This is a genomic window from Dactylosporangium sucinum (assembly GCF_014647515.1).
In the GTDB taxonomy this organism is placed as follows: Bacteria; Actinomycetota; Actinomycetes; order Mycobacteriales; family Micromonosporaceae; genus Dactylosporangium; species Dactylosporangium sucinum.
This window is the reverse complement of record NZ_BMPI01000018.1, coordinates 104,154-123,253: the sequence shown is the minus strand read 5'-3', so window position 1 is coordinate 123,253 and position 19,100 is coordinate 104,154. Positions and strand designations below refer to the sequence as shown.

At 71.7% G+C, this 19,100-nt stretch carries 14 protein-coding genes and 1 pseudogene; 8 read left to right on the top strand and 7 right to left on the bottom strand.

Going from position 1 to position 19,100, the window contains the following annotated elements:
• Position 1: 1 nt before the first annotated feature.
• The 3 genes from IEZ31_RS20115 to IEZ31_RS20105 form a co-directional block, all read right to left on the bottom strand.
• Complete coding sequence (locus tag IEZ31_RS20115) at positions 2-2,194, bottom strand: TOMM precursor leader peptide-binding protein (RefSeq protein ID WP_190251439.1); 2,193 nt, start codon at positions 2,192-2,194, stop codon at positions 2-4.
• A gap of 29 nt (positions 2,195-2,223) precedes the next feature.
• Entirely contained in the window at positions 2,224-3,903 is a 1,680-nt protein-coding gene (locus IEZ31_RS20110; RefSeq protein ID WP_190251438.1) for an AfsR/SARP family transcriptional regulator, read from the bottom strand.
• 230 nt (positions 3,904-4,133) lie between these two features.
• Positions 4,134-5,798, bottom strand: coding sequence for a hypothetical protein (locus IEZ31_RS20105; RefSeq protein ID WP_190251437.1), 1,665 nt, complete (start codon positions 5,796-5,798; stop codon positions 4,134-4,136).
• Between the two features lie 119 nt (positions 5,799-5,917).
• Between IEZ31_RS20105 and IEZ31_RS20100 the strand changes: the two genes are divergently transcribed.
• Both IEZ31_RS20100 and IEZ31_RS56685 read left to right on the top strand, forming a co-directional pair.
• Positions 5,918-7,687, top strand: a complete 1,770-nt coding sequence (locus IEZ31_RS20100) for a carboxypeptidase-like regulatory domain-containing protein (RefSeq protein WP_190251436.1) — start codon at positions 5,918-5,920, stop codon at positions 7,685-7,687.
• Positions 7,688-7,796: 109 nt separating this feature from the next.
• Positions 7,797-8,405, top strand: a complete 609-nt coding sequence (locus IEZ31_RS56685; RefSeq protein ID WP_229835561.1) for an RNA polymerase sigma factor — start codon at positions 7,797-7,799, stop codon at positions 8,403-8,405.
• Positions 8,406-8,421: 16 nt separating this feature from the next.
• Here IEZ31_RS56685 and IEZ31_RS20090 read toward each other — a convergent pair whose 3' ends face one another.
• The 3 genes from IEZ31_RS20090 to IEZ31_RS20080 form a co-directional block, all read right to left on the bottom strand.
• Positions 8,422-9,510, bottom strand: a complete 1,089-nt coding sequence (locus IEZ31_RS20090; RefSeq protein ID WP_229835558.1) for a WD40/YVTN/BNR-like repeat-containing protein — start codon at positions 9,508-9,510, stop codon at positions 8,422-8,424.
• 34 nt (positions 9,511-9,544) lie between these two features.
• Positions 9,545-10,510, bottom strand: a complete 966-nt coding sequence (locus tag IEZ31_RS20085) for an aldo/keto reductase (protein WP_190251435.1) — start codon at positions 10,508-10,510, stop codon at positions 9,545-9,547.
• 123 nt (positions 10,511-10,633) lie between these two features.
• On the bottom strand, positions 10,634-11,014 hold the full coding sequence (locus IEZ31_RS20080) for a hypothetical protein (RefSeq protein ID WP_190251434.1): 381 nt from the start codon (positions 11,012-11,014) through the stop codon (positions 10,634-10,636).
• Between IEZ31_RS20080 and IEZ31_RS20075 the strand changes: the two genes are divergently transcribed.
• The 3 genes from IEZ31_RS20075 (at position 10,994) to IEZ31_RS20065 (ending at position 15,036) form a co-directional block, all read left to right on the top strand.
• The gene (locus IEZ31_RS20075) at positions 10,994-11,554 is read left to right on the top strand and encodes a hypothetical protein (RefSeq protein WP_190251433.1); all 561 of its coding nucleotides are present in this window, start codon (positions 10,994-10,996) and stop codon (positions 11,552-11,554) included. The two genes, IEZ31_RS20080 and IEZ31_RS20075, sit on opposite strands and share 21 nt — an antisense overlap.
• A 762-nt stretch (positions 11,555-12,316) precedes the next feature.
• On the top strand, positions 12,317-14,338 hold the full coding sequence (locus IEZ31_RS20070; RefSeq protein WP_190251432.1) for a glycoside hydrolase family 6 protein: 2,022 nt from the start codon (positions 12,317-12,319) through the stop codon (positions 14,336-14,338).
• A 218-nt stretch (positions 14,339-14,556) separates the two neighbouring features.
• Positions 14,557-15,036 (top strand): VOC family protein, encoded by a 480-nt coding sequence (locus IEZ31_RS20065; RefSeq protein ID WP_229835552.1) that lies wholly within the window; start codon positions 14,557-14,559, stop codon positions 15,034-15,036.
• A gap of 27 nt (positions 15,037-15,063) precedes the next feature.
• Here the strand turns inward: IEZ31_RS20065 and IEZ31_RS20060 are convergent, their stop codons facing one another.
• Positions 15,064-15,429, bottom strand: coding sequence for a hypothetical protein (locus tag IEZ31_RS20060; RefSeq protein WP_190251430.1), 366 nt, complete (start codon positions 15,427-15,429; stop codon positions 15,064-15,066).
• A 196-nt stretch (positions 15,430-15,625) separates the two neighbouring features.
• Between IEZ31_RS20060 and IEZ31_RS20055 the strand changes: the two genes are divergently transcribed.
• The 3 genes and pseudogenes from IEZ31_RS20055 (at position 15,626) to IEZ31_RS20045 (ending at position 18,866) form a co-directional block, all read left to right on the top strand.
• Entirely contained in the window at positions 15,626-17,386 is a 1,761-nt protein-coding gene (locus tag IEZ31_RS20055; RefSeq protein WP_190251429.1) for an Ig-like domain-containing protein, read from the top strand.
• A gap of 142 nt (positions 17,387-17,528) precedes the next feature.
• A pseudogene (locus IEZ31_RS20050) lies at positions 17,529-17,868 on the top strand (type II toxin-antitoxin system Phd/YefM family antitoxin).
• Between the two features lie 467 nt (positions 17,869-18,335).
• Entirely contained in the window at positions 18,336-18,866 is a 531-nt protein-coding gene (locus IEZ31_RS20045; protein WP_190251428.1) for a Uma2 family endonuclease, read from the top strand.
• The last annotated feature ends 234 nt before the right edge of the window (positions 18,867-19,100 follow it).

Below are 19,100 nucleotides of genomic sequence, written 5' to 3'. Positions count from 1 at the left end.
CTCAGGCGCCGTTCACCAGCAGTACCCGAACCGTGTGCAGGCCCGCCGAGCGCAGGTCCGCGGGCGTGGTCGACACCGCGAGCGCGTCCCGCCCGGCCGCCCGGATCCGGTCGAGCACGTCCGGCCAGGCCCCCGCCGTCGCGGATGCGACCTCGTCGGTCACACCGCCGGCGGGCAGCGTGTACGGGTCGAACGCGCGCAGGAACCCGTCCGCGGCACCCGGCCGCTCGTCCGGGAACTCACGGGTGACCTGGACGACGCCGACGAGGTCGCGGAGCGCGCGCACCACCGCGCGGCGGCGGTCGAGGTCCGCCCCGATCGTCCAGAGCGGAGTGTCGTGGTCGTCGGCCCGGGCCCGGGCGAGCACGGCGTGCACGCCGGAGACCCGGTCCTCGCCGAGGTCGAGGACCTCGAACGCGAGCTCGAGGTTGTCCGCCGACCGGTTGAGGAAGTCCAGCTCCGGATCGGCCGCGAACGCCGACCGGTCCACCGCGGCGACCGCGCCCCCGCGGACGGCCCGGTCGAGCGCGTGGTAGGCGAGCGCCGACGCGAGCCCGGCACCGAGTGCCTCGGCGGCCGTGGGTCCGGAGCCGGTGCCGGCGGTGGTCGTGACGCAGAGCCCGTCCCGGTTGTACGCGCCGGACGGGCGGACCGCCGCCGCCGGTACGGCGAACTCCTCGCCGGACAGCAGTGACGTCGCCGGCACCCAGTGCGCCACGTCCTCGGCGGCCACCCGCGCGCCGCGTCCGATGTCCAGCCGGCCGGGCTCGACCACCGGGCGGTCGCCGGGCTCCCGGGCGACGCCGGGCAGGGGCGCCACGTGCCCGGCGTACGCCTCGGCCGCGGCGAGCAGCGCCGATGAGCGCGCCCCGACGAGGTGATGGACGTCGAAGGTCGTCACGGAGCGCACGGCGCGGGGACCGAGCGACAGGCGCAGGCGCGCGACCTTGAGCGGAATCTGCGTGAACCGCTCGTCGTCGAACTCGGCGAACACCCCGATGTTCGGCTGCACGAGCCGGCTCGCGGTCTCCTGCAGCCGGACCAGCGCGTCGTCGGTGTCCTCGGCGTCCCGGGCCTCGGTCATCGCCGGCGAGCCCGGCACCAGCCCCGCGAGCGGATCGCCGGCCGCGGCTCCGGCCCGGCAGTACGGGCAGGCCGGGTGCGGCAGCAGAGGTTCGGCCACCGCGTCGAGCGAGTCCAGCCGCTGGACGATCACGGTGCCGGCCGCCTCGGCCGGCATCGTGCCGGTGAGCACCCGGAAGGCCTCGTACGCGAGGAGGTTCCCGATCATCGCCGCGTGCGGAGCGCTGAGCGCGGACGTGGGTTCGACGGCCGGAACGACGCTCCGGCTCCACACGCCGGCCGCGGCACCGGTCTCGTCGTTGGCGCCGAACCGCAGGGTCGTGCAGACCCAGCATCCGGGCCGCTCGGCCGTCATGACCGGCCCGACCAGCACCTGGTCGCCGTAGGTGGTCGCGGACAGCAGCACGACGCCGGCGGGGACGCCGGCGGCGAGCAGGCCGGTGACGACGCCCGGCGCGGCACCCGCGTCGGTGACCAGCACGGCGTCGTAACCGGCGAGGCCGGACCAGCCCGCGACCGGCGAGGCCAGCCGGGTCACCTCGACGCCGCAGCCGTCCCGGACGAGCGCGGCGACCTCCTCGGCGACGTCGGCGAACCCGGTCCCGGGCCGGTCCAGCGACGGCAGGACGCCGACGTGCGCGGCGCCGTTGCGCACCAGACCGGCCACGCACCAGCGCGCGACGAGGTCGTCCCCGACGACCGCGATCCGCGCCGCCCGCAGCTTCGCGAACCGGTGCTCGGGGCTGTCGGTGAAGTGGTCGATGTAGCTGATCTGGGACGCGAACCGCGCGGCGACCTCCGGCGGCAGCGGCGTCTGCGGTGGGGTGTCGTCGGTCGTGTCGCGAGCGAACCCCCGTTCGAGCATCTTCGAGACGATGTCGCCGACCATGTCGCGCTGGCCGTCGTTGAGCCCGGCGCACAGCTGGGCCACCGTGTGCTGCCCGTTGAGGTACGGCGCGAGCAGGGACGTCAGGCGGTAGGCCGACGTCGACTTGAGGTGGAAGCCGGTGTCGGCGTTGCGGATCAGGACACCGCTGGGCGTCCTGGAGTAGAGCACGTCCTGCCGGATCCTGGGCCTGGTCTCCGCCACTGGCTGGAAGCTGCCGCTCATTGCGTTGTCTCCAATCGGGTTCGAAAAGGTCACGCGGGCCGCATCGCGAGCGCCGAGGCGGTGGCATAGCTGCTGAACAGCGGATACATCCGGTACTCGCCGCCGCGGCCGGCCTCCAGCAGGCTCGCGTCGACGAGGTCCTCGAGCAGGTCGTCGGCGCTCGCCGGCCGCGGTTCGTCCACGGGCGCGCGGGCCACGGCGTGGAACGCCTCCACGAGCTGCGGTTTCAGCGCGGACAGGTAGCTGTCGAAGAGGTGGAACACCGACATCGCCCGGTCCGGCCCGACGGTCAGCCAGCCCATCGGGTCGGCGGTCAGGCCGGCCACCGATGCCGCGAACGCCCCGGGCCCGGCGACCGACAGCCGTATGGCCGCGATCAGCAGCGCCGCCGGAAAGTGCCCGCACGCCTCGGCGACGGCCAGCGCCGTGCCCGCGTCGACGCGCACCCCGGCACCGAGGTTCGCGGCGAGCAGGCGGACGGAGTCGGCCGGATCGAGCGGGCCCAGGCGCAGGACGACGCTGCCGCGGCGGGTCGCGAGGCCGGCCAGGCTCGACCGGGACGTGACGATCGTCGCGCCGCTCGCACCGGCGTCCAGCAGCGGGCGCAGCTGCGCCGCCCCGGCCACGTCGTCGAACACCAGCAGGGTCCGGGCCGGGTCGGCGGCCGCCGACCGCCGGTGGGCGACCTCGGCCGCGATCTCGGCGGCCGGTCGCGGCGCACCGCCGGCGTCCGTCATGCGCACGACGTGCCGCTGGTCCGGGTAGGTTGCCCGGACCGCGTGCGCCACATGGACCGCCAGCGCGGTCTTGCCGATGCCGGGTGGTCCGGAGATGACGACCAGCGGGGCCGGCTTGTCGGCGGACAGCCAGGAGAGCAGCGCCTCCATCTCGACCGCCCGCCCCGTGAAGTGCGGCGGATCCGGCTCGGCGATCGACGGCGGGCGGCGCTGCGCGGCGCCGGCGCGGGGCTCGGGCGTCTCGCCGCGCAGGATCGCCAGCTCCAGCCGCTGCAGGCCGCTGCCCGGGTCGATCCCGAGCTGATCGCGCAGGTACCGCTTGACGTTGCCGTACTCGTTCAGCGCGTCCGCCTGGCGGCCGGACCGGTACAGCAGCTCGATCAGCTGCTCCCAGAACCGCTCGTAGCCCGGGTGTTCCCGGACGGCCGAACGAAGCTCGGCGATCACCTCGCGGTGCGGCCCGACCTCGAGCTCCAGGTCGAACCGGCGTTCCGCCGCTCGCAGCCACTCCTCGGTCAGGGCGGGAAGGTCGTCGCGCTGCAGCAGGCCGGACTGGATGTTCGCCAACGGCGGCCCCTGCCAGAGCGCCAACGCCCGGCGCAGCAGGTCGAGCTCGGCTCGCGGGCTTGCGCTCAGCGGCGCACCGGCGACCAGTTCCCGGAACTCGACGAGGTCGAGCGTGGCCGCGGTCGCCGGAAACCGGTAGCCCCCGGGCACCGTCTCGATGACGCTCTCCGCGAAGCCGAGGTTGCGGAAGATCCTCCGGAGGCGCAGCACGTAGGTCTGCAACGTCGCCTTGGCGCTGGAGGGTGGCGAGCTCTCCCAGACCACGTGCTGCAGGTACTCGGCCCGGACGGTCTGGTTGGGCCGCAGCAGCAGCGCCGCGAGCAGCGACGTCGGTTTCGAGGACGGCAGGACCACGGTTTCCGTACCGTCGCTGACGCTCACGAGACCAAGCACCGAGAACCGCATCCACACCCTCCCCTGTTGCTCTCACGGCAGGAGGTGTTCCATCCCGGGACACGCCGGGACACGGGGTGTGCCATGACTTGCGCCGGCCGTCTAGCGTGCGTCTCGGTGCAGACTCGGCCGAGGACACGGGCATCCGCCGGCGGTCCTGGTCCAGGGGAGATCGCGGGCAGGCGTTACGGGCGTCGATGTCCGCCGTCAGCGGGCCGGGTCTGTCCGATTGCCGACCGGCGTCACGGCCGGTACGAGCAGTGCGTTCCCGTCCGCACGGTGGCGCGCAGGTGCCGGCCGAGCTCCGCGTCGACGCGGCTGATCGAGTCGATACAGCGGCGGATCGCCTTCGAGACGGTGCTGCGCACCCGGTCCTGCTCGCCCGGCGCGGGGACCTCCCGAGCCGCGGTGCGCAGGGCGTCAACGCCGGCCGCCAGCTCGGCGGCGGTGATGTCGCGGGCGGGATCGGCCAGCAGGACCGCCAGGTACGGCAGGCCGGACCGGGAGGGGACGCGCACCTCGCGCCCGTCGAACCGGAGCAGCCACCACTGGCCCTCGCGGCGGCAGGTGACCGGACCGCGGTCGCCGGCCGCCGGCTCGTCGTGGGGACCGGTGGGCAGGCCGAGCGCGGCGGCCTCCTCGCGCGCGGCCGTCACCTGCTGGTGGGCGAGGGCGGCATCGTCCGCGCCGCGCCGGCGGGTCAGTGCCTGCGCGTACCGCGTCCGCGACCGGATCAGGGCGGGCCAGTGCCGCAGGGCCAGATTGTCCTGCACGGCGAGGCGCAGATGCTCGACCGCCCGGTCCACGTCTCCCGCACCCAGCGCGGCCAGGCCCAGCGCGTGCTGCATCGAGCCGAGGCACACCACGGCCAGCCCGGCCACGGCCGGCTGGTCGGCGTACGGGCGCAGCGTCTCGTAGGCGCGGGCGCACGTCTCCGCGTCCCCGAGCAGGACCGCGGCCTCGACCACGAGCAGCATGGACGCGAGCCACCAGCCGGACCTGGGCCGGTCCCGGCCGACCAGCGACGCGATCGCGCTCTCGGCGGCGAACCGGTCGCCGGCGGCCGCCGCGGCCAGCGCGAGCATCGCGTACGGGCCGCTGTCGGCCAGCGCCAGGTGCGGGTCGTGCATGCGCGGCAGCAGCTCCGCGATGCGGCCCTGGTACCAGCGCACGGCCGCCAGCTGCCCCCAGTAGACGGGCGTGGCGTCGTGGTGTTCCAGGGCGGTTGCCCACTCGTACCGGGCCTCGGCGCCGGCCTCGGCCAGGTCGAGCCGTCCCGCCCGGATCGACAGCATGACCTCGATCGCCTGCACGTGGCCGGAGATCGGCGGATGCTGCCGCCGGGCGAGGACCTCCCGCAGCTCGGTGAGGCTCCGCCCGGCATGCCGGTCACCGTCGATGAACAGGTCGACGGTCTGGTACAGCAGTCCCTCCAGCGCGTTCGCGTCCTGACCGGTCCGGGCGCTCTCGGCGACCAGCTCCGCGGCCAGCGCCCTGCGCAGCCGCGGCCGCTGGGGGCAGCCGGGACCCAGCAGGCGGTGGTGGGCGAGCCCGAGGGCCGTGGCCCGGGCCGTGGGATCGCCCGCCTCCGTCGCCTCCCGGACGATCACGAGGAGCGTCCGGTGGTTGCCCTGCTCGCTCGCCAGCCGGGCCCGGATCTGCAGTCCCAGCGACGACCGGGGGTCGATCGACGCCGCCAGCTCCCGCAGCCGCGCGAGCAGCAGCTCGCGGTTGGCGGTGCGCATGCCCGCCAGCCGCGGCCCGCAGTACTCCAGGAGGGCGGAGGCCATCCGGTCCAGGTCGCCGGCCCGCTCGGCCCGTTCGTAGACCCTCTGGAACCGCAGCCAGTCTTCCGGGGCGATGTCGCGGCGAACCTCGGCAGCACGCCTCTGCTTCCCATGCGGCACGCCCCGACGGTAACGACGGGACGCCAGCCGGCGAATCGCTCATCGGCCGCCGCGGTACAGCACCCCGGGCGATCTTGCGGCATGATCAGCGCCGAATCCATCGACATCAAGGAGTGTGCATGCGTATCCATGCCCTTCGGCGGGTGCTGGCCGGTGTGGCGGCGGCGATCATCGCCGTGCTGCCGGTCGGGCCCGCCCACGCCGGCACCGTGGGCGATGCAGGCACGACGGGGACGATCTCGGGCCGTCTCCAGCACCGGGACGGGTCGCCGGCCTGGGCCTACCTGACGGTCTTCACCACCGTCGGGCAGAACTACGCGGGCAGCGCCTACGTGCCGGCCGACGGGTCGTTCACCGTCGATGTGCCGGCCGGCTCCTACAAGCTCGCCTACAGCGTGCGCGGGCGGTTCGAGCAGTGGTCCGGCGGGGCGACCTCGTTCGCGGCGGCCGTGCCCGTGGAGGTGGTCGCCGGGCAGGTGACCGAGGTCACCGAGACCGTGCTCCCCACCGGGTCGATCGCCGGGCGGGTGACGCGGGCCGACGGCAGCGTCGCGGCCGGGGTCCCGGTCTACGCCGGGAGCGGGAGCGCGATGACGGACGGCTCCGGCTCGTACCGGATCGACGACCTGCTGGTCGGCGAGTACACGGTCGCCTTCGCCGGGCCGCGCGGGGTGTCGCAGTACGCCCACGGGACGCTGGACCCGGCCGCGGCCGAGCGGTTCGCGGTCCTCGACGGGCAGGTCACGACCGTGGACGAGACGCTGCTGCCGACCGGGTCGGTCCGGATCGTCGCGCACGACGCCACGACCAGCGAGCCGCTCTCGGGATTCTGCGTGTACGGCGCGGCGAGCGGGTGCGCCGCCGGCGCCGAGCTCGTGCTGGACGGCCTCTTCGCCGGGCAGCGCCACTTCACCGTGAACATCGACGACCAGCTCCACCTCACCGTCCCCGACGCCGCCGTCACCGTGACGGCCGGGCAGACGGCGACCCTCGACGTCGCCATGCGGCGCGGCGCCTCGATCACCGCCACGATGGTCGAGCGGGCCGGCGGCGCGGCCACCGACGGCTGCGTCACCGTCGCGAAGGTCGGCGACCTCTACGGGCTCGACACGCTCGGCTTCTGCTCCGACGTCAGGCCCGGCCCGACCCCGGGCTCGGTCGTGGTCGGACCGCTGGAGCCGGGCACGTACCAGCTGCTCGCCGACCCGCGCGACCCCGCGCTCGGCCTGCAGTGGGCCGGCGCGACCGGCGGCACCGGCGACCGCGCGAAGGCCCGGCGGGTCACGGTGGCGGCCGGCGACCGGGTCACCGCGCCGGCCATCCGGTTCGACCCGGCGACCACGATCCACGGCCGGGTGACGGACGCCGCCACCGGCGCGCCGGTCACCGCCTGCGTATCCGTCGTCGCGCTCGCCTACGACTTCGCGCCGAGGGACAACTGCCCGGGGCACAGCGAGCCCGACGGCACGTACAGCATCCCGGGCGTCGGCCCGTACGCGTGGCCGGTCGAGTTCGTCGGCCACGGCTACCAGTGGCGCTGGTCCGGCGACGCGGTCAACCGCCGGACGGCGACCCCGGTGACGGCCGTGGCCGACGCGCAGCTGCGCACGGGCGGCGGCACGCTCACGGGCACCGTCACCGACGCGTCCGGGCACCCGGTCGGCGCGATCGTGGTGGCGGTCGACGCGGCGACCGGCGAGGCGCTCACGTTCGGCGCCGGCCCCGAGTCCACCTACACCCTCACGAGGATCGCGCCGCAACGGATCAAGGTGTACTACCGGACGACCGACGGCCGGACCGGCTGGGTCGGCGGCGCCGACCTGGCCCACGCCCGCCCCATCCAGATCCGTGACCAACGCACGGTGACGGTGAACATCGTCATCGGCTAGGCCGCGCCGACGACGCCGCTGCCGGGCCCACCGGTCCGGCAGCGGCGGAGGAAGATGACCCACAACCGATCCGGTCCTCGGACCACTCCTAGAAGATCGGGAGGCCGGATTGCGGGACGAACGGGACTACGTCGAGTATGTGCAGGCGCGCATGCCCGCGCTGCGCAGGCTCGCCTATCGGCTGAGCGGCGACTGGCCCGCGGCCGACGATCTGGTGCAGGAGTGCCTCGTGGCGCTCTACCGGCACTGGCGGAAGGCGTGCTCCGCCGGGGGCGGCGGTCGGCCCGGCGGCGGCTGCTCGGCACCGCTGCCGCCTGGGCCGTCGTGGTGCTGGCCGTCGCCGTCCTGGCCGTGCCCTCGCTCTCGCTGCCCGACCGGCCGGCGGCGCCCGCGGCGAAGGCTGCTGGGCTGGCGCTCGGCGACCACGCTCGTCGCGTTGACGCTGCCCATGGGGCTGTCCTCGATCGACCTCGGCACCGGGGCCCGCGAGCGGCTGACGCGCTTCGACACCGGCTCGACCTGCGAGCTGGGCATGCAGACCTGCCAGGTCTTCGACCTGCAGCTCGCCACGGGGCTGCTCGCGGACGTGACGGTCCGGCGGGCGTCGTCGCCCGATCGGGGGCCGTGGCCGTTCGCGCTGACGATCCCGGTCACGGTGGTGCTGCTCGGCGCCACGTTCCTGCTGTGGCGCCGCGCGATGCGCCGGCTCCGCCGCTAGCAAGCACCTGGCGTCGTCAGCGCAGCCTGGCGACGCGGCCGGCGTCGCCGGAGGCCCAGCAGGTGCCGCCGGCGCACTGGACGCTGTCGAAGGAGCCGGTGTCGAAGCGGTGCCAGGTGCGGCCGGCGTCGTAGGTCACGTCGCTGCCGGTGGGGCCGACGGCGTACGCGGTGTCGCCGTGGCCGGAGCGCCAGGCCACGCCGGAGCGGTACTCGCCGGGGACCGTCCTCGCCACCGTCCAGGTGCGGCCGCCGTCGCGCGTGGTGGCCGCCGCGTCCGGGGCGGCGGTCGGGGCGAGGAAGTCGCCGCCCACCGCGAGGCCGCGCCGGCGGTCCTGGAACGCGAGCGAGAAGATGCCGGCCGCCTCGCCGCTCGGGATCGGGCTGGCGGTGACGCTCCAGTGGCGGCCGCCGTCGGCGGAGTGGAAGACCCGCGACCGGTCGCCGCCGCCGGTGGCGAACCAGGCATGCCGGTCAGTGGCTTCGCCGTTGCCAGCGCCGTTGCCAGCGCCGTTGCCGGCGGCTTTGGCGCTGGCTTTGCCGACAGTGACCAGGCAGGTGCCGCTGGCCGCGAACGCGAACTCGCCGGGCAGCGCGTCCGGCATGCCGTCGACCGGCTGGACCGCCCAGTGCCGGCCGCCGTCGTTCGTGGCCAGGATCCGGAACTTGCCGCCGACCGGGTCGGACAGGGCCAGGCCGTGCCGCCGGTCGAGGAACGCCACGCAGTCGTAGAAGGCGGCCGGGTCGGTGTTGCGGAACGTCTCCGTCCAGCTCTTGCCGCCGTCGTCGGTGACGTACACCCGGGAGGCCTCGCCCTCGCCGATCGAGAGCACGACCGCGTGCCAGGCGTCGAACGCCTCGATGTCGCGGAACTGCAGGTCGCTCGCGCCGGGCGGGCCGACCTGCTGCCAGCTGCGCCCGCCGTCGACGGTGCGCAGCACGGTCCCGCCGGTGCCCGAGGCCCAGGCGACCCGCTCGCTGACCGCGGCGAGCCCGCGCAGCCGGGCCGTCGTGCCGGTGTCGAGCACCTGCCACGACGGCGCCGGCCGCCCGAACGCTCCGGCGCCGAGCATGGTGGCGAACGCGAGCGCGAGAACCATCGACATCCGTCTCATAGTTCCGGAACTTACTCCTCCTGCTTCAGGAGTAGAAGTTCCGCTGCCATCGATGCTTGGCCAGCACCGCGAGCTGGTCCGCGCCCAGCCCCCGCCCGTCACTGAGCGCGGTGTTGCGCTCGACGTTGCGCACGCTGCGCATGCCCGGGATGACCGTGGAGACGGCGGGCGCACTGAGCACGAACCGCAGCGCGGTCTCGGCGATGTCGTGGGCTTCGATGCCGAGGTCGGCGACGATCGCCGCGACGCGCTGTTCGACCTGGGCGGGCCGGTCTTCCCTGAAGTACCGCCGGCGAAAATCCCCCTCGGGGAAGGTGCTGTCCTTCGTGATGTTCCCGGTCAGCCCGCCCTCGTCCAGCGCCACCCGGACGATGACGCCCACGCCGTGCTCCTGGCAGGCGGGGAACAGGTCGTCGGCGGGCGCCTGGTCGAAGATGTTGTAGATAACCTGGACGGTGTCGACGACCCCGCTGCGCACGAGCGCGAGCGCGTTGTCCGGCTGGTGGTCGTTGATCGACACCCCGAAGAGCCGGATCTTCCCGTCCCGCTTGAGCCGCTCGACGGCGTCGAGCCAGTCCCCCCGCCCGACCCACTCGTCACTCCAGACGTGAAACTGCAGCACGTCGAAGTGGTCGAGCCCACTGACCCGCAGACTGGTCTCAAGACTCTCCCGGATGTGCTGACCCGGGAACGTCTCAGCCGGGTCCAGCCCATCGGGCGCCGGCCACCGCATGTTCCTGGGCGGCACCTTGGTCGCGACGTAGATCTGCTCGCCGGCCCGCTCCCGGACGACGTTGCCGACGATCCGCTCACTCTCGCCGTATCCCCGGGCGGTATCGATGAAGTTGACGCCGAGGTCGACGGCCCGGTGCAGCGCCCGGACAGACTCGTCCTCGGTGGCCCCGATCCAGGCCGACTCCCCGATCCCCCAGGCCCCGTACCCGATCTCCGAAACATCCGGCCCGTTACGGCCAAGCTTCCGGTACTGCACAGCGCGTCCTCCCCGTCAGGGCTTCTCTTCCGCTGGAAACCCTAGTTCTCGCCCGGCACGCGCGTCGGCGGACCGCGAGCAACGTGTCCGGTGATGTCCACCTGGCCCTTGTCAGGCGGCCTTTCAGTGTTCGGCCGCCGCGCAGATTGCATCCCGGCCGTCGATGATGTAACGGCCGCGGTGTACCGTATGCGCGCCGCTGGCAGCTTGGATCATTCCCGGATGCACGCGCCCCGCCGTGAGGTTCATTCGAGTCGCGTTCGCGAGGAGGCCGAGCAGGCTGTGGACTACCAGGTCGGGTTCGTCCTCGGGGTGCTCCTCGGCAATGCCGTCGGGGGCCTGCTGGCCGTGTTCTGTCTGGTCCGGATGACCGACCAGCGCCGGACAGCGCGCAATCGTCTCCTGCTGGTGCTCGTCGCGTCGTGGGCGCTGGTCGAGACCGCGCGCGACGACATGCTCTTCGTTGCCGCGACCGCCATTCACATGAGCGACTACCAGGTCCATTTCCTGCTCGCCCCGAGCATGGCACTGACCGTGGTCGCCGTGCTGGTCACGACCGGCGTCCTCTGGCTGGTCTCCACGCACCCCGGCCCGCTGTGGACGGTCGGGAGGGGAACGGCGATCGGCCTGCTGCTGGGCGCGGTGAGCCTGCAGGCGGCCTTCGCCGGCCGTACCGGATCGGCCGTGTCGATCGAGCTCGTCAATGCCTTGGTGATCACCGCCGGACTCGGCGCGGCGACCGGGGTCGCCGTGTGGCTGGGCACGGGGGCGACCCGCCGGTCCGCCGTCGCGACCGCCGTCACGGTGCTGGCGATCTGCCTGACGATCGCGCAGTACCGGATCGCGGCGGAGGTGACGACCGATCCGTCCATCACGGTCGACAGCAGCGCCGGGTTCGACCCGATCCAGCTGGGCGTCTTCACCGCGGTGGCCTTCGGGGTCCGAGCCATCGCACTCACCGTGATGAGCATGATCGACGAGGGCCGCCAGGAGCCGCTGGTGGAGGCGGAAGTGGACCAGGTCGGCGGCCGCGACCTCCGATAACGCGGCGGTTCCCGTCCTGCTGAGGACATCAGCCCACTGGAGGTCCCGCTCGACGGCACGATGCGCCGATCTCGGCTGACGATGAATGTCGATCAGCCTCATCGTGCGCCGATTGTCGCTCGATACCGACAACAGCACTGAGCGACCGAAGGCCGCGCGGGGAATCCGGAACCACAGATGGCAAGCGCCCCCCGCCGCGAAGGCGTGGGCCGCCCAGTTGCAGCGGCAACGCCGTCCTATTTGAACCACTCAGGCCTGCACAGAAAAGTACGCCAGGTCGATCTTTATGGATGCATGGAAGTCGGTCAGGGTTCCGGCCTTGATCCACGCCGGACAATGCGAATATCGGACGGCCGGCGGATGATCGAACCCGATGTACGCGCCGGTTGCCGTTCCCAGGGCGGGCCAACCATGGCACCATAGGCGGTCACGTGGAGCCCTCACTGTGGAGAAGGGTGTTCTGGCGAATACTGATCTACCCGGGGGCTCCACGCTTCCGATGCGGGCATCCCCGGCACCGGCCCGATGCGGCCGGCAGCACTCGCCGAGGTCGCGCCGCGAGGCTTGACCACCGCCCGAGCCGCCCGGCCACCGACCATGAAGACGCTGGTCGGCGCGGGGTTTGCAGCGAAACTTTCAAGCTCTTTTCCGATTCCGCACGAGGTAGAGGTCGTACCCGTGATCGGTCTCCTTGACGCGATGCCGTGCCGGTGCGGACCGTCATGACGCATCAACCGTAGTTCGTCAATGTAAGGAGACTCGATGAGGCGCAAGCTCGCCCTCATATCGGCCGCCGCGCTCGCGGCCACCGGCGGTGTCGTCGTGATCACCAACCAGGCGTTCGCGGCGGCCGGATGCTCGGCCAAGTACACGATCACGAACCAGTGGCCCGGTGGTTTCCAGGCCCAGGTGGACGTCACGAACCTCGGCGACGCGCTCACCAGCTGGAACGTCGGCTGGGACTTCGGTAACGCGTCCCAGACGATCACGCAGATCTGGAACGCCAACAAGACGCAGTCCGGGCTGCACGTCAACGCCACGAACATGAGCTACAACGGCAACGTCGCCACCAACGGGACGATCTCGTTCGGGTTCACGGGCAATTGGAGCGGCGCCAACCCCTCCGGCACCAACTTCACGGTGAACGGCACGGCGTGCACCGGCAGTACCTCGTCCCCCTCGGCATCGGCATCGGCGTCCGCGTCGCCCTCCGCGTCGTCGAACCCGACCGCGCCGGTCGTGTCGCTGACGAGCCCGACGTCCGGCTCCACGTTCACCGCACCCGCCACGGTGGGCCTGGCCGCGAGCGCGAGCGCTCCCGGCAGCACGGTCAGCAAGGTCGAGTTCTACAACGGCACGACGCTGCTGGGCACCGACACCAGCTCGCCGTACACGTTCAGCTGGACGAACGTCGCCACGGGCTCGTACTCGCTGACCGCGAAGGCGTACAACGCCGCCAACGTGTCGACCACCAGCACCGCGGTGTCGATCACGGTCACCGGTGGTAACACCGGTGGCACCCACGTCGACAACCCGTACGTCGGCGCCAAGGTCTACGTGAACCCGGACTGGTCGGCCAAGGCCGCCGCCGAGCCCGGCGGCAGCCGGGTCTCCAACCAGCCGACCGGCGTCTGGCTCGACACGATCGCCGCCATCACCGCGCCGTCCGGCTCGGGCTACACCACGAGCATGCGCAAGCACCTCGACAACGCGCTCGCCCAGGGCGCGACGCTCGCCCAGTTCGTGATCTACAACCTGCCCGGCCGGGACTGCGCGGCGCTGGCCTCCAACGGCGAGCTCGGCCCGACAGAGATCAACCGCTACAAGACCGAGTACATCGACCCGATCGCCGCGATCGAGGCCGACCCGAAGTACGCGTCGATCCGGATCGTCAACATCGTCGAGATCGACTCGCTGCCCAACCTCGTGACCAACGCGGGCGGCGAGGCCGGCGCGACTGCGGCCTGCGCGACCATGAAGGCCAACGGCAACTACGTGACGGGTGTGCAGTACGCCCTGAGCAAGCTGCACGCGGCCGGTACCAACATCTACAACTACATCGACGCCGCGCACCACGGCTGGCTCGGCTGGGACAGCAACTTCGGCCCCGCCGCGCAGCTCTTCGCCAGCACGGCGCAGGGTGCCACCGGCGGCTTCAGCACGGTTGACGGCTTCATCACCAACACCGCGAACTACTCGGCGCTGAGCGAGCCGTTCGTCACCATCAACGCCACCGTCGGTGGCCAGTCGATCCGCCAGTCCAAGTGGGTCGACTGGAACTTCTACACCGACGAGCTCACCTTCGCCCAGGCGTTCCGCAACCAGCTGGTCTCGCTGGGCTTCAACTCCAACATCGGCATGCTGATCGACACCTCCCGCAACGGCTGGGGCGGTTCCGCCCGGCCGACCGCGGCGAGCACCTCGACCGACATGAACACCTGGGTCAACGCGTCGCGCATCGACCGGCGCATCCACGCCGGCAACTGGTGCAACCAGAGCGGCGCCGGCCTCGGTGAGCGGCCGCGGGCGACCCCGGCCCCCGGTATCGACGCGTACGTGTGGATCAAGCCTCCGGGCGAGTCCGACGGTTCCAGCTCGCTGATCCCCACCGGCCCGAACAACCCGGGCGGCAAGGGCTTCGACGGGATGTGCGACCCGGCGTACACGGGCAACGGCCGTAACGGCAACAGCATGAGCGGCGCGCTGCCCAACGCCCCGGTCTCCGGTGCGTGGTTCTCCGCCCAGTTCCAGCAGCTCATGCAGAACGCGTACCCGGCGCTGTAACAGGCCGGCCGCACCCCGGAGGGTCCCCGACACGTCGGGGGCCCTCCGGTCATTTCGGCCCCCGCTGTGACGCATGGGCCGCGCTTGCGGCCCTTCAGGGCGTCCTGCCGGATGATGTCCCGTTTGACGGCCGCGCTGCGTGGTATGGAGCCGACCAGGACCGGCGCACGATGAACCGGCATCCTCATCCTCCAACGCCGCCGGAGTGGAGCCATCTCGTGACAGAATCCGGGCCTCACATCGACTTCGCCAACCTCCCGGCGCCTGCCGAGGGCATCCTGGTGACGTTGTTCATCACCGTGCGAGAGATAGCGCGGTCCCGCGACTTCTACTCGCGCGTGCTGGGCGGCACCGTCGTCCTGGCTGAAAATCCCTGCATCGTCAGGCTGTCCAATTCGTGGATCATCATGAACCCCGGCGGACCGCCCACCCCTGACAAGCCGAGCATCTCGGTGGTCGACTACCAGCCCGGCGATACCACGTCGATCTTCATGAACCTGCGGGTCGCTGACATCCATGCCTGCTACGAGGACTGGACGGCCAAGGGCGCACAGTTCGTGACGCCCCCGATCGACCGCGAAGCCGAAATCCGCTGCTACCTGCGCGACCCCGACGGGTACCTCATCGAGGTCGGCCAGTCAACGGGCCTGCTGCGGGGCAAGCTTGCCGCACAGCGCCCGGAGGATCTTCCAGGCTGACTCGGCCGTCTGTCGCCGTCTCCGGATTCATGTCGAGCCGTGCAGGTAGCTGGTCACCGCCGCCGAGAACACCCCGGCGGGCAGTGCCTGCGGCGGGCTCGCCGGTGGCGGCTCGGGCAATGCGGCCAGCCCGGCGCTGAACGTCCCACGGTGCGCCGCCGACGATTGGCCCGCCGCGGTGAGCCAGTACCGGTCAGCGGCAACGTCGAACTCGACCAGCCCGGCCGCCGCCAGCCGGCTGACCGCCGCGGCGAACTCGTCCTCCTGCGGAATCGCATGGTTCAGGTAGTCGGCGGCGGCGATCACCCCACGCAACGGCGACCCCCGAAGCGAGTCCACCCCGCCGATCGACCGCAGGATCCACACGTCCGAGAGCGTCCAGCCTGCTTCCACAGCGATCTCCGTTTCGTCGTGCGGGCTCCAGGAGCGGCTTCCGCTCGCGGAGGCAGCCGGGGTGAGGTGTACGCATCCCGAGCGTTTCCCGCGGATTGACCTGAATGTCCATAAAGGACGGCAGGGCGACGGATTCCACTTCGCTCACCCTACGATGCGGCACGTGTTTTCCCTGAGGAGATTCACCGCATCGGCCGTGGCCGTTGCGTGTGCGGTCAGCGGCTTCGCCGTCGCCACCGCGAGCCCCGCGACCGCCTCGGTTGGCGGCAGTATCCCGGCCGTCGCCTCGGCGTACATCGACGCTGCGACGCCCGCCGCCGCACACGTCAACGAGCCCGGCGGGCTGCCCGTCGGCCTCTGGCGCGACGACGCCGGCCACTTCCACCTCTCCCGCGCCTTCTACACCTTCGATCTGTCGGCGTACGCAGGCGCGACCGTGTCGCGGGCGGCCCTGACAGTAGAAGATCTCTCGGTTGCCGACTGTTCGAAGCCGTCGAGCGTCGCGGCCTTCCGCGCCGCTGCCTTCACTGCACCGACCTGGCTGCAGCCGCCGGCGCAGGAAGCGCTCCTCGACTCGACGCCCGAGTACGTCCAGCCCGCGTGCCCAGGTTACGAATCGTGGGACATCACCGCCGAAATCGCTGCGGCGCTTGCCGCCGGACGATCGTCGCTGACGGTCGAGCTCCGCCTGACCGGGCTGCGCGAGCTCGACCGGCGGTACGCCCGCCGGTACTCCTCAGCAGGTGCCATCCACCTGACGTACAACAAGGCGCCCGCGGTGCCGAGCGAGTTCCGCGTCGACGGCGACCTGTGCGGCCAGGACCCGTTGCCGGTCACCACGGCCACGCCGTCGATCTCCGTGGCGCCGCACGACCCCGAGGGTGACCTCACCGCGGCCACCTTCGCGGTCTGGCCGGAGAGCGACCCGCTCCGGCGCGCCGAGTTCCCTGCCACGGCCAACGGCATCGGGTACTCGATCGCGAGCGTGCCCCCCGGCACGCTCGTCGACGACGGCGTCTACCTGCTGTCGGCACGCTCGGTCGATGGCGACGGCGCGGCGTCCGCATGGGCCGGGCCGTGCCGGCTCTACTTCGACGACCACCCGCCCGCGGCGGCTCCCACCGTCTCGTCCGACGTGTACCCACCCGGCCTGTCGGGCATGGGCTCCGGCCTGCCGCGCGTCCTGGGCAGGTTCACCTTCTCGGCCAACGGCGACACCGACGTCGTGGGCTTTCGGTGGGGCATCGGCGCTGCGGGCACCTACCAGGCGGCCGACCGACCGGGCGGCACCGCCACCATCGAGTGGACGCCGCAACTGACCGGTGATTACCACCTCGTCGTGCTGGGCGTCGACCGCGCCGGCAACACCTCGCCGCAGGCGGACTACGCCTTCCGGGTGGCAAGCGACCAGCCGGTCGTCGAGGACCACGACCCCGACGCCGCGTTCGGTCAGCCCCGGACCATCACGTTCCACCCGGTGGCCAGCGGCGTCGTCGAGTACGTCTACACGTTCAAGGACAACACCGTGCACATCGTCCCGGCCGAGGCCGACGGCACCGCGACCGTGGTGCTGGTGCCCAACATGGCCGGCGGCGGCGAACTGACCGTCTACAGCCGCAGCGCGGACGGTTACCGGTCGACCACGAGCTACTCGACCATCCTCCCGCGGAGCTGGCCGACCATCACCTCGGAGCAGTACCCGACCGGCGGGGTCGTCGGCGCACCCGCGGGCACGCCCGGGGTGTTCGTCGTGACGTCCTACCTGCCGAACGTGGTGTCGTACTCGTACAGGTTCGACAACGGGAAGAAGACCACGGCGGCTACGGACGCCGACGGCAATCTCGTCATCGAGTTCACGCCGACCACACCCGGCCCGCACACGCTGGCCATCGGCTTCGGCTTCCTCGCCGACGGCACGATGATCGACGGTACTGCGTACACGTTCGTCGTCGGGTAGCACACAGCGCTCAGGGCAACCGTGCCAGGGCGCCGCCCGATCGGGCGGCGCCCTGGTCATCCCCAGTGGAGCTGACAATGACCTACTTGAACCCAGTCAGCGAAGCTTGGCGACGCCACGCCCGAAGGCCACCGATAGACAAATGGCCTCATGGCCATATGATGGAAGCGGTCACTCACGACGGCACGTTGCGACCACGGGAGGCCACCTGCAGCCAACCTTTTCTCGGATCATCGACCGCGTTGAGCACGGTGAGGAGATCATCATCAGCCGTGCCGGGACGCCGGTGGCCAGGGTCATCCCGCTGAACCGCCGGGTCAACCGCTCAGGCCCGCGGATCGCTCGCGGACTCGCTCGTTCTGGCCGACGACTGGGACTCCTCCGACGTCAACGACGCCATCGCACGCGACTGGCCGAACACGGCATCGCCGCCGGGCGCCTCCCACTGCTACACCGCGACCCGTTCGACCGCATGCTCATAGCCCAGGCTCAGATCGAGGGCCTGACGCTGCCACGCGCAACACCGAGATCCAGAAATACAACATCAATCTTCTTCCGGTCTGATCCGGTAGTGCCGCCCGCCTTACCTGGCCGCGCCCCAAGCGACCCCGCCGCCGGACCCGAGCACGAACCCGAACAAAGAACACGAACCCGCCGTAGACGGCGCTACGCTCTTCGGGGGGTGCGGGTGGGCGAAGCCCCCACTGGGGAGCAGCCGAAGGCCGCGCGAGGAATCCGGAACCACCAACGGCAAGCGGCCCTCGCCGCGAAGCAGGGGCCGCCCAGTGGTGGAGGTGGCCCTGGCCTGCTTGAACCCCACATAGCGGACACAAGCCACAGGTTCCGATGACGACGGCAGGCGAGTTGGACACGGCAGAGCCCGTGGAGACGCATTGCGAACAGGGGATCGCCAGTAGACTGACGCACAAGGAGCAGGAGGTGGCAGACCATGACGGTTGTTACGGCGGAAGTGCCCAACCGGCCACTCACGCTCGACGACGTCACGCGTATCGCGGCGGCAGACCCCGATCACCGCTTCGAACTCAGCGAGGGGAACCTGCTCATCATGCCGCCGGGCACGTGGCGCCACCAGAAGATCAGCGGCCTGCTCTTCACCTGGTTCCTGACCCACGGCTACCCGGACCAGGTCAACGTCGCACCCGGCGTCCGAACCGCAGCCGACGACCTGAACGGCCGCATCCCGGACTTGGTCGTCACGACCGAACCGATCGCTGATGAGATCGTCTGGCTCCCCCCGGACAAGGTCGCGCTGGCGATAGAGATCGTCTCCAAAGGCTCCGAACGGATGGACCGCTGGCTCAAGCCGGTCGAGTACGCGGAAGCCGGCATCCCCCTGTTCTGGCGCGTCGAGCCCGACGACACTGTCGTGCAGTTCCGCCTCGACGGCAACCGCTACGGCGAGTACGGCTCAGTCCCGCTCAAGGATCTGCTCGACGGAGACGTCCCCAACTTGTCCTAGCGAGCGGACACACCACCGGCACGCCGTACTCACCGCCGCCCAAACCGTCCGACGACGTCGGCTTCGAACCGATCCCCGACCGGGCCCGCAACCGCGCAACCTCAGCGGTCAATGACGCGACTACCGCCTCCTGTTCGGCCGAGGCCCACACGGGCGGCTCCGCATCAGACAGCCGAGAAGCCGCTGTCGTCTAGCACGTCGTCGGTACTTTCGGTGGGTGTGGGTGGGCGGACC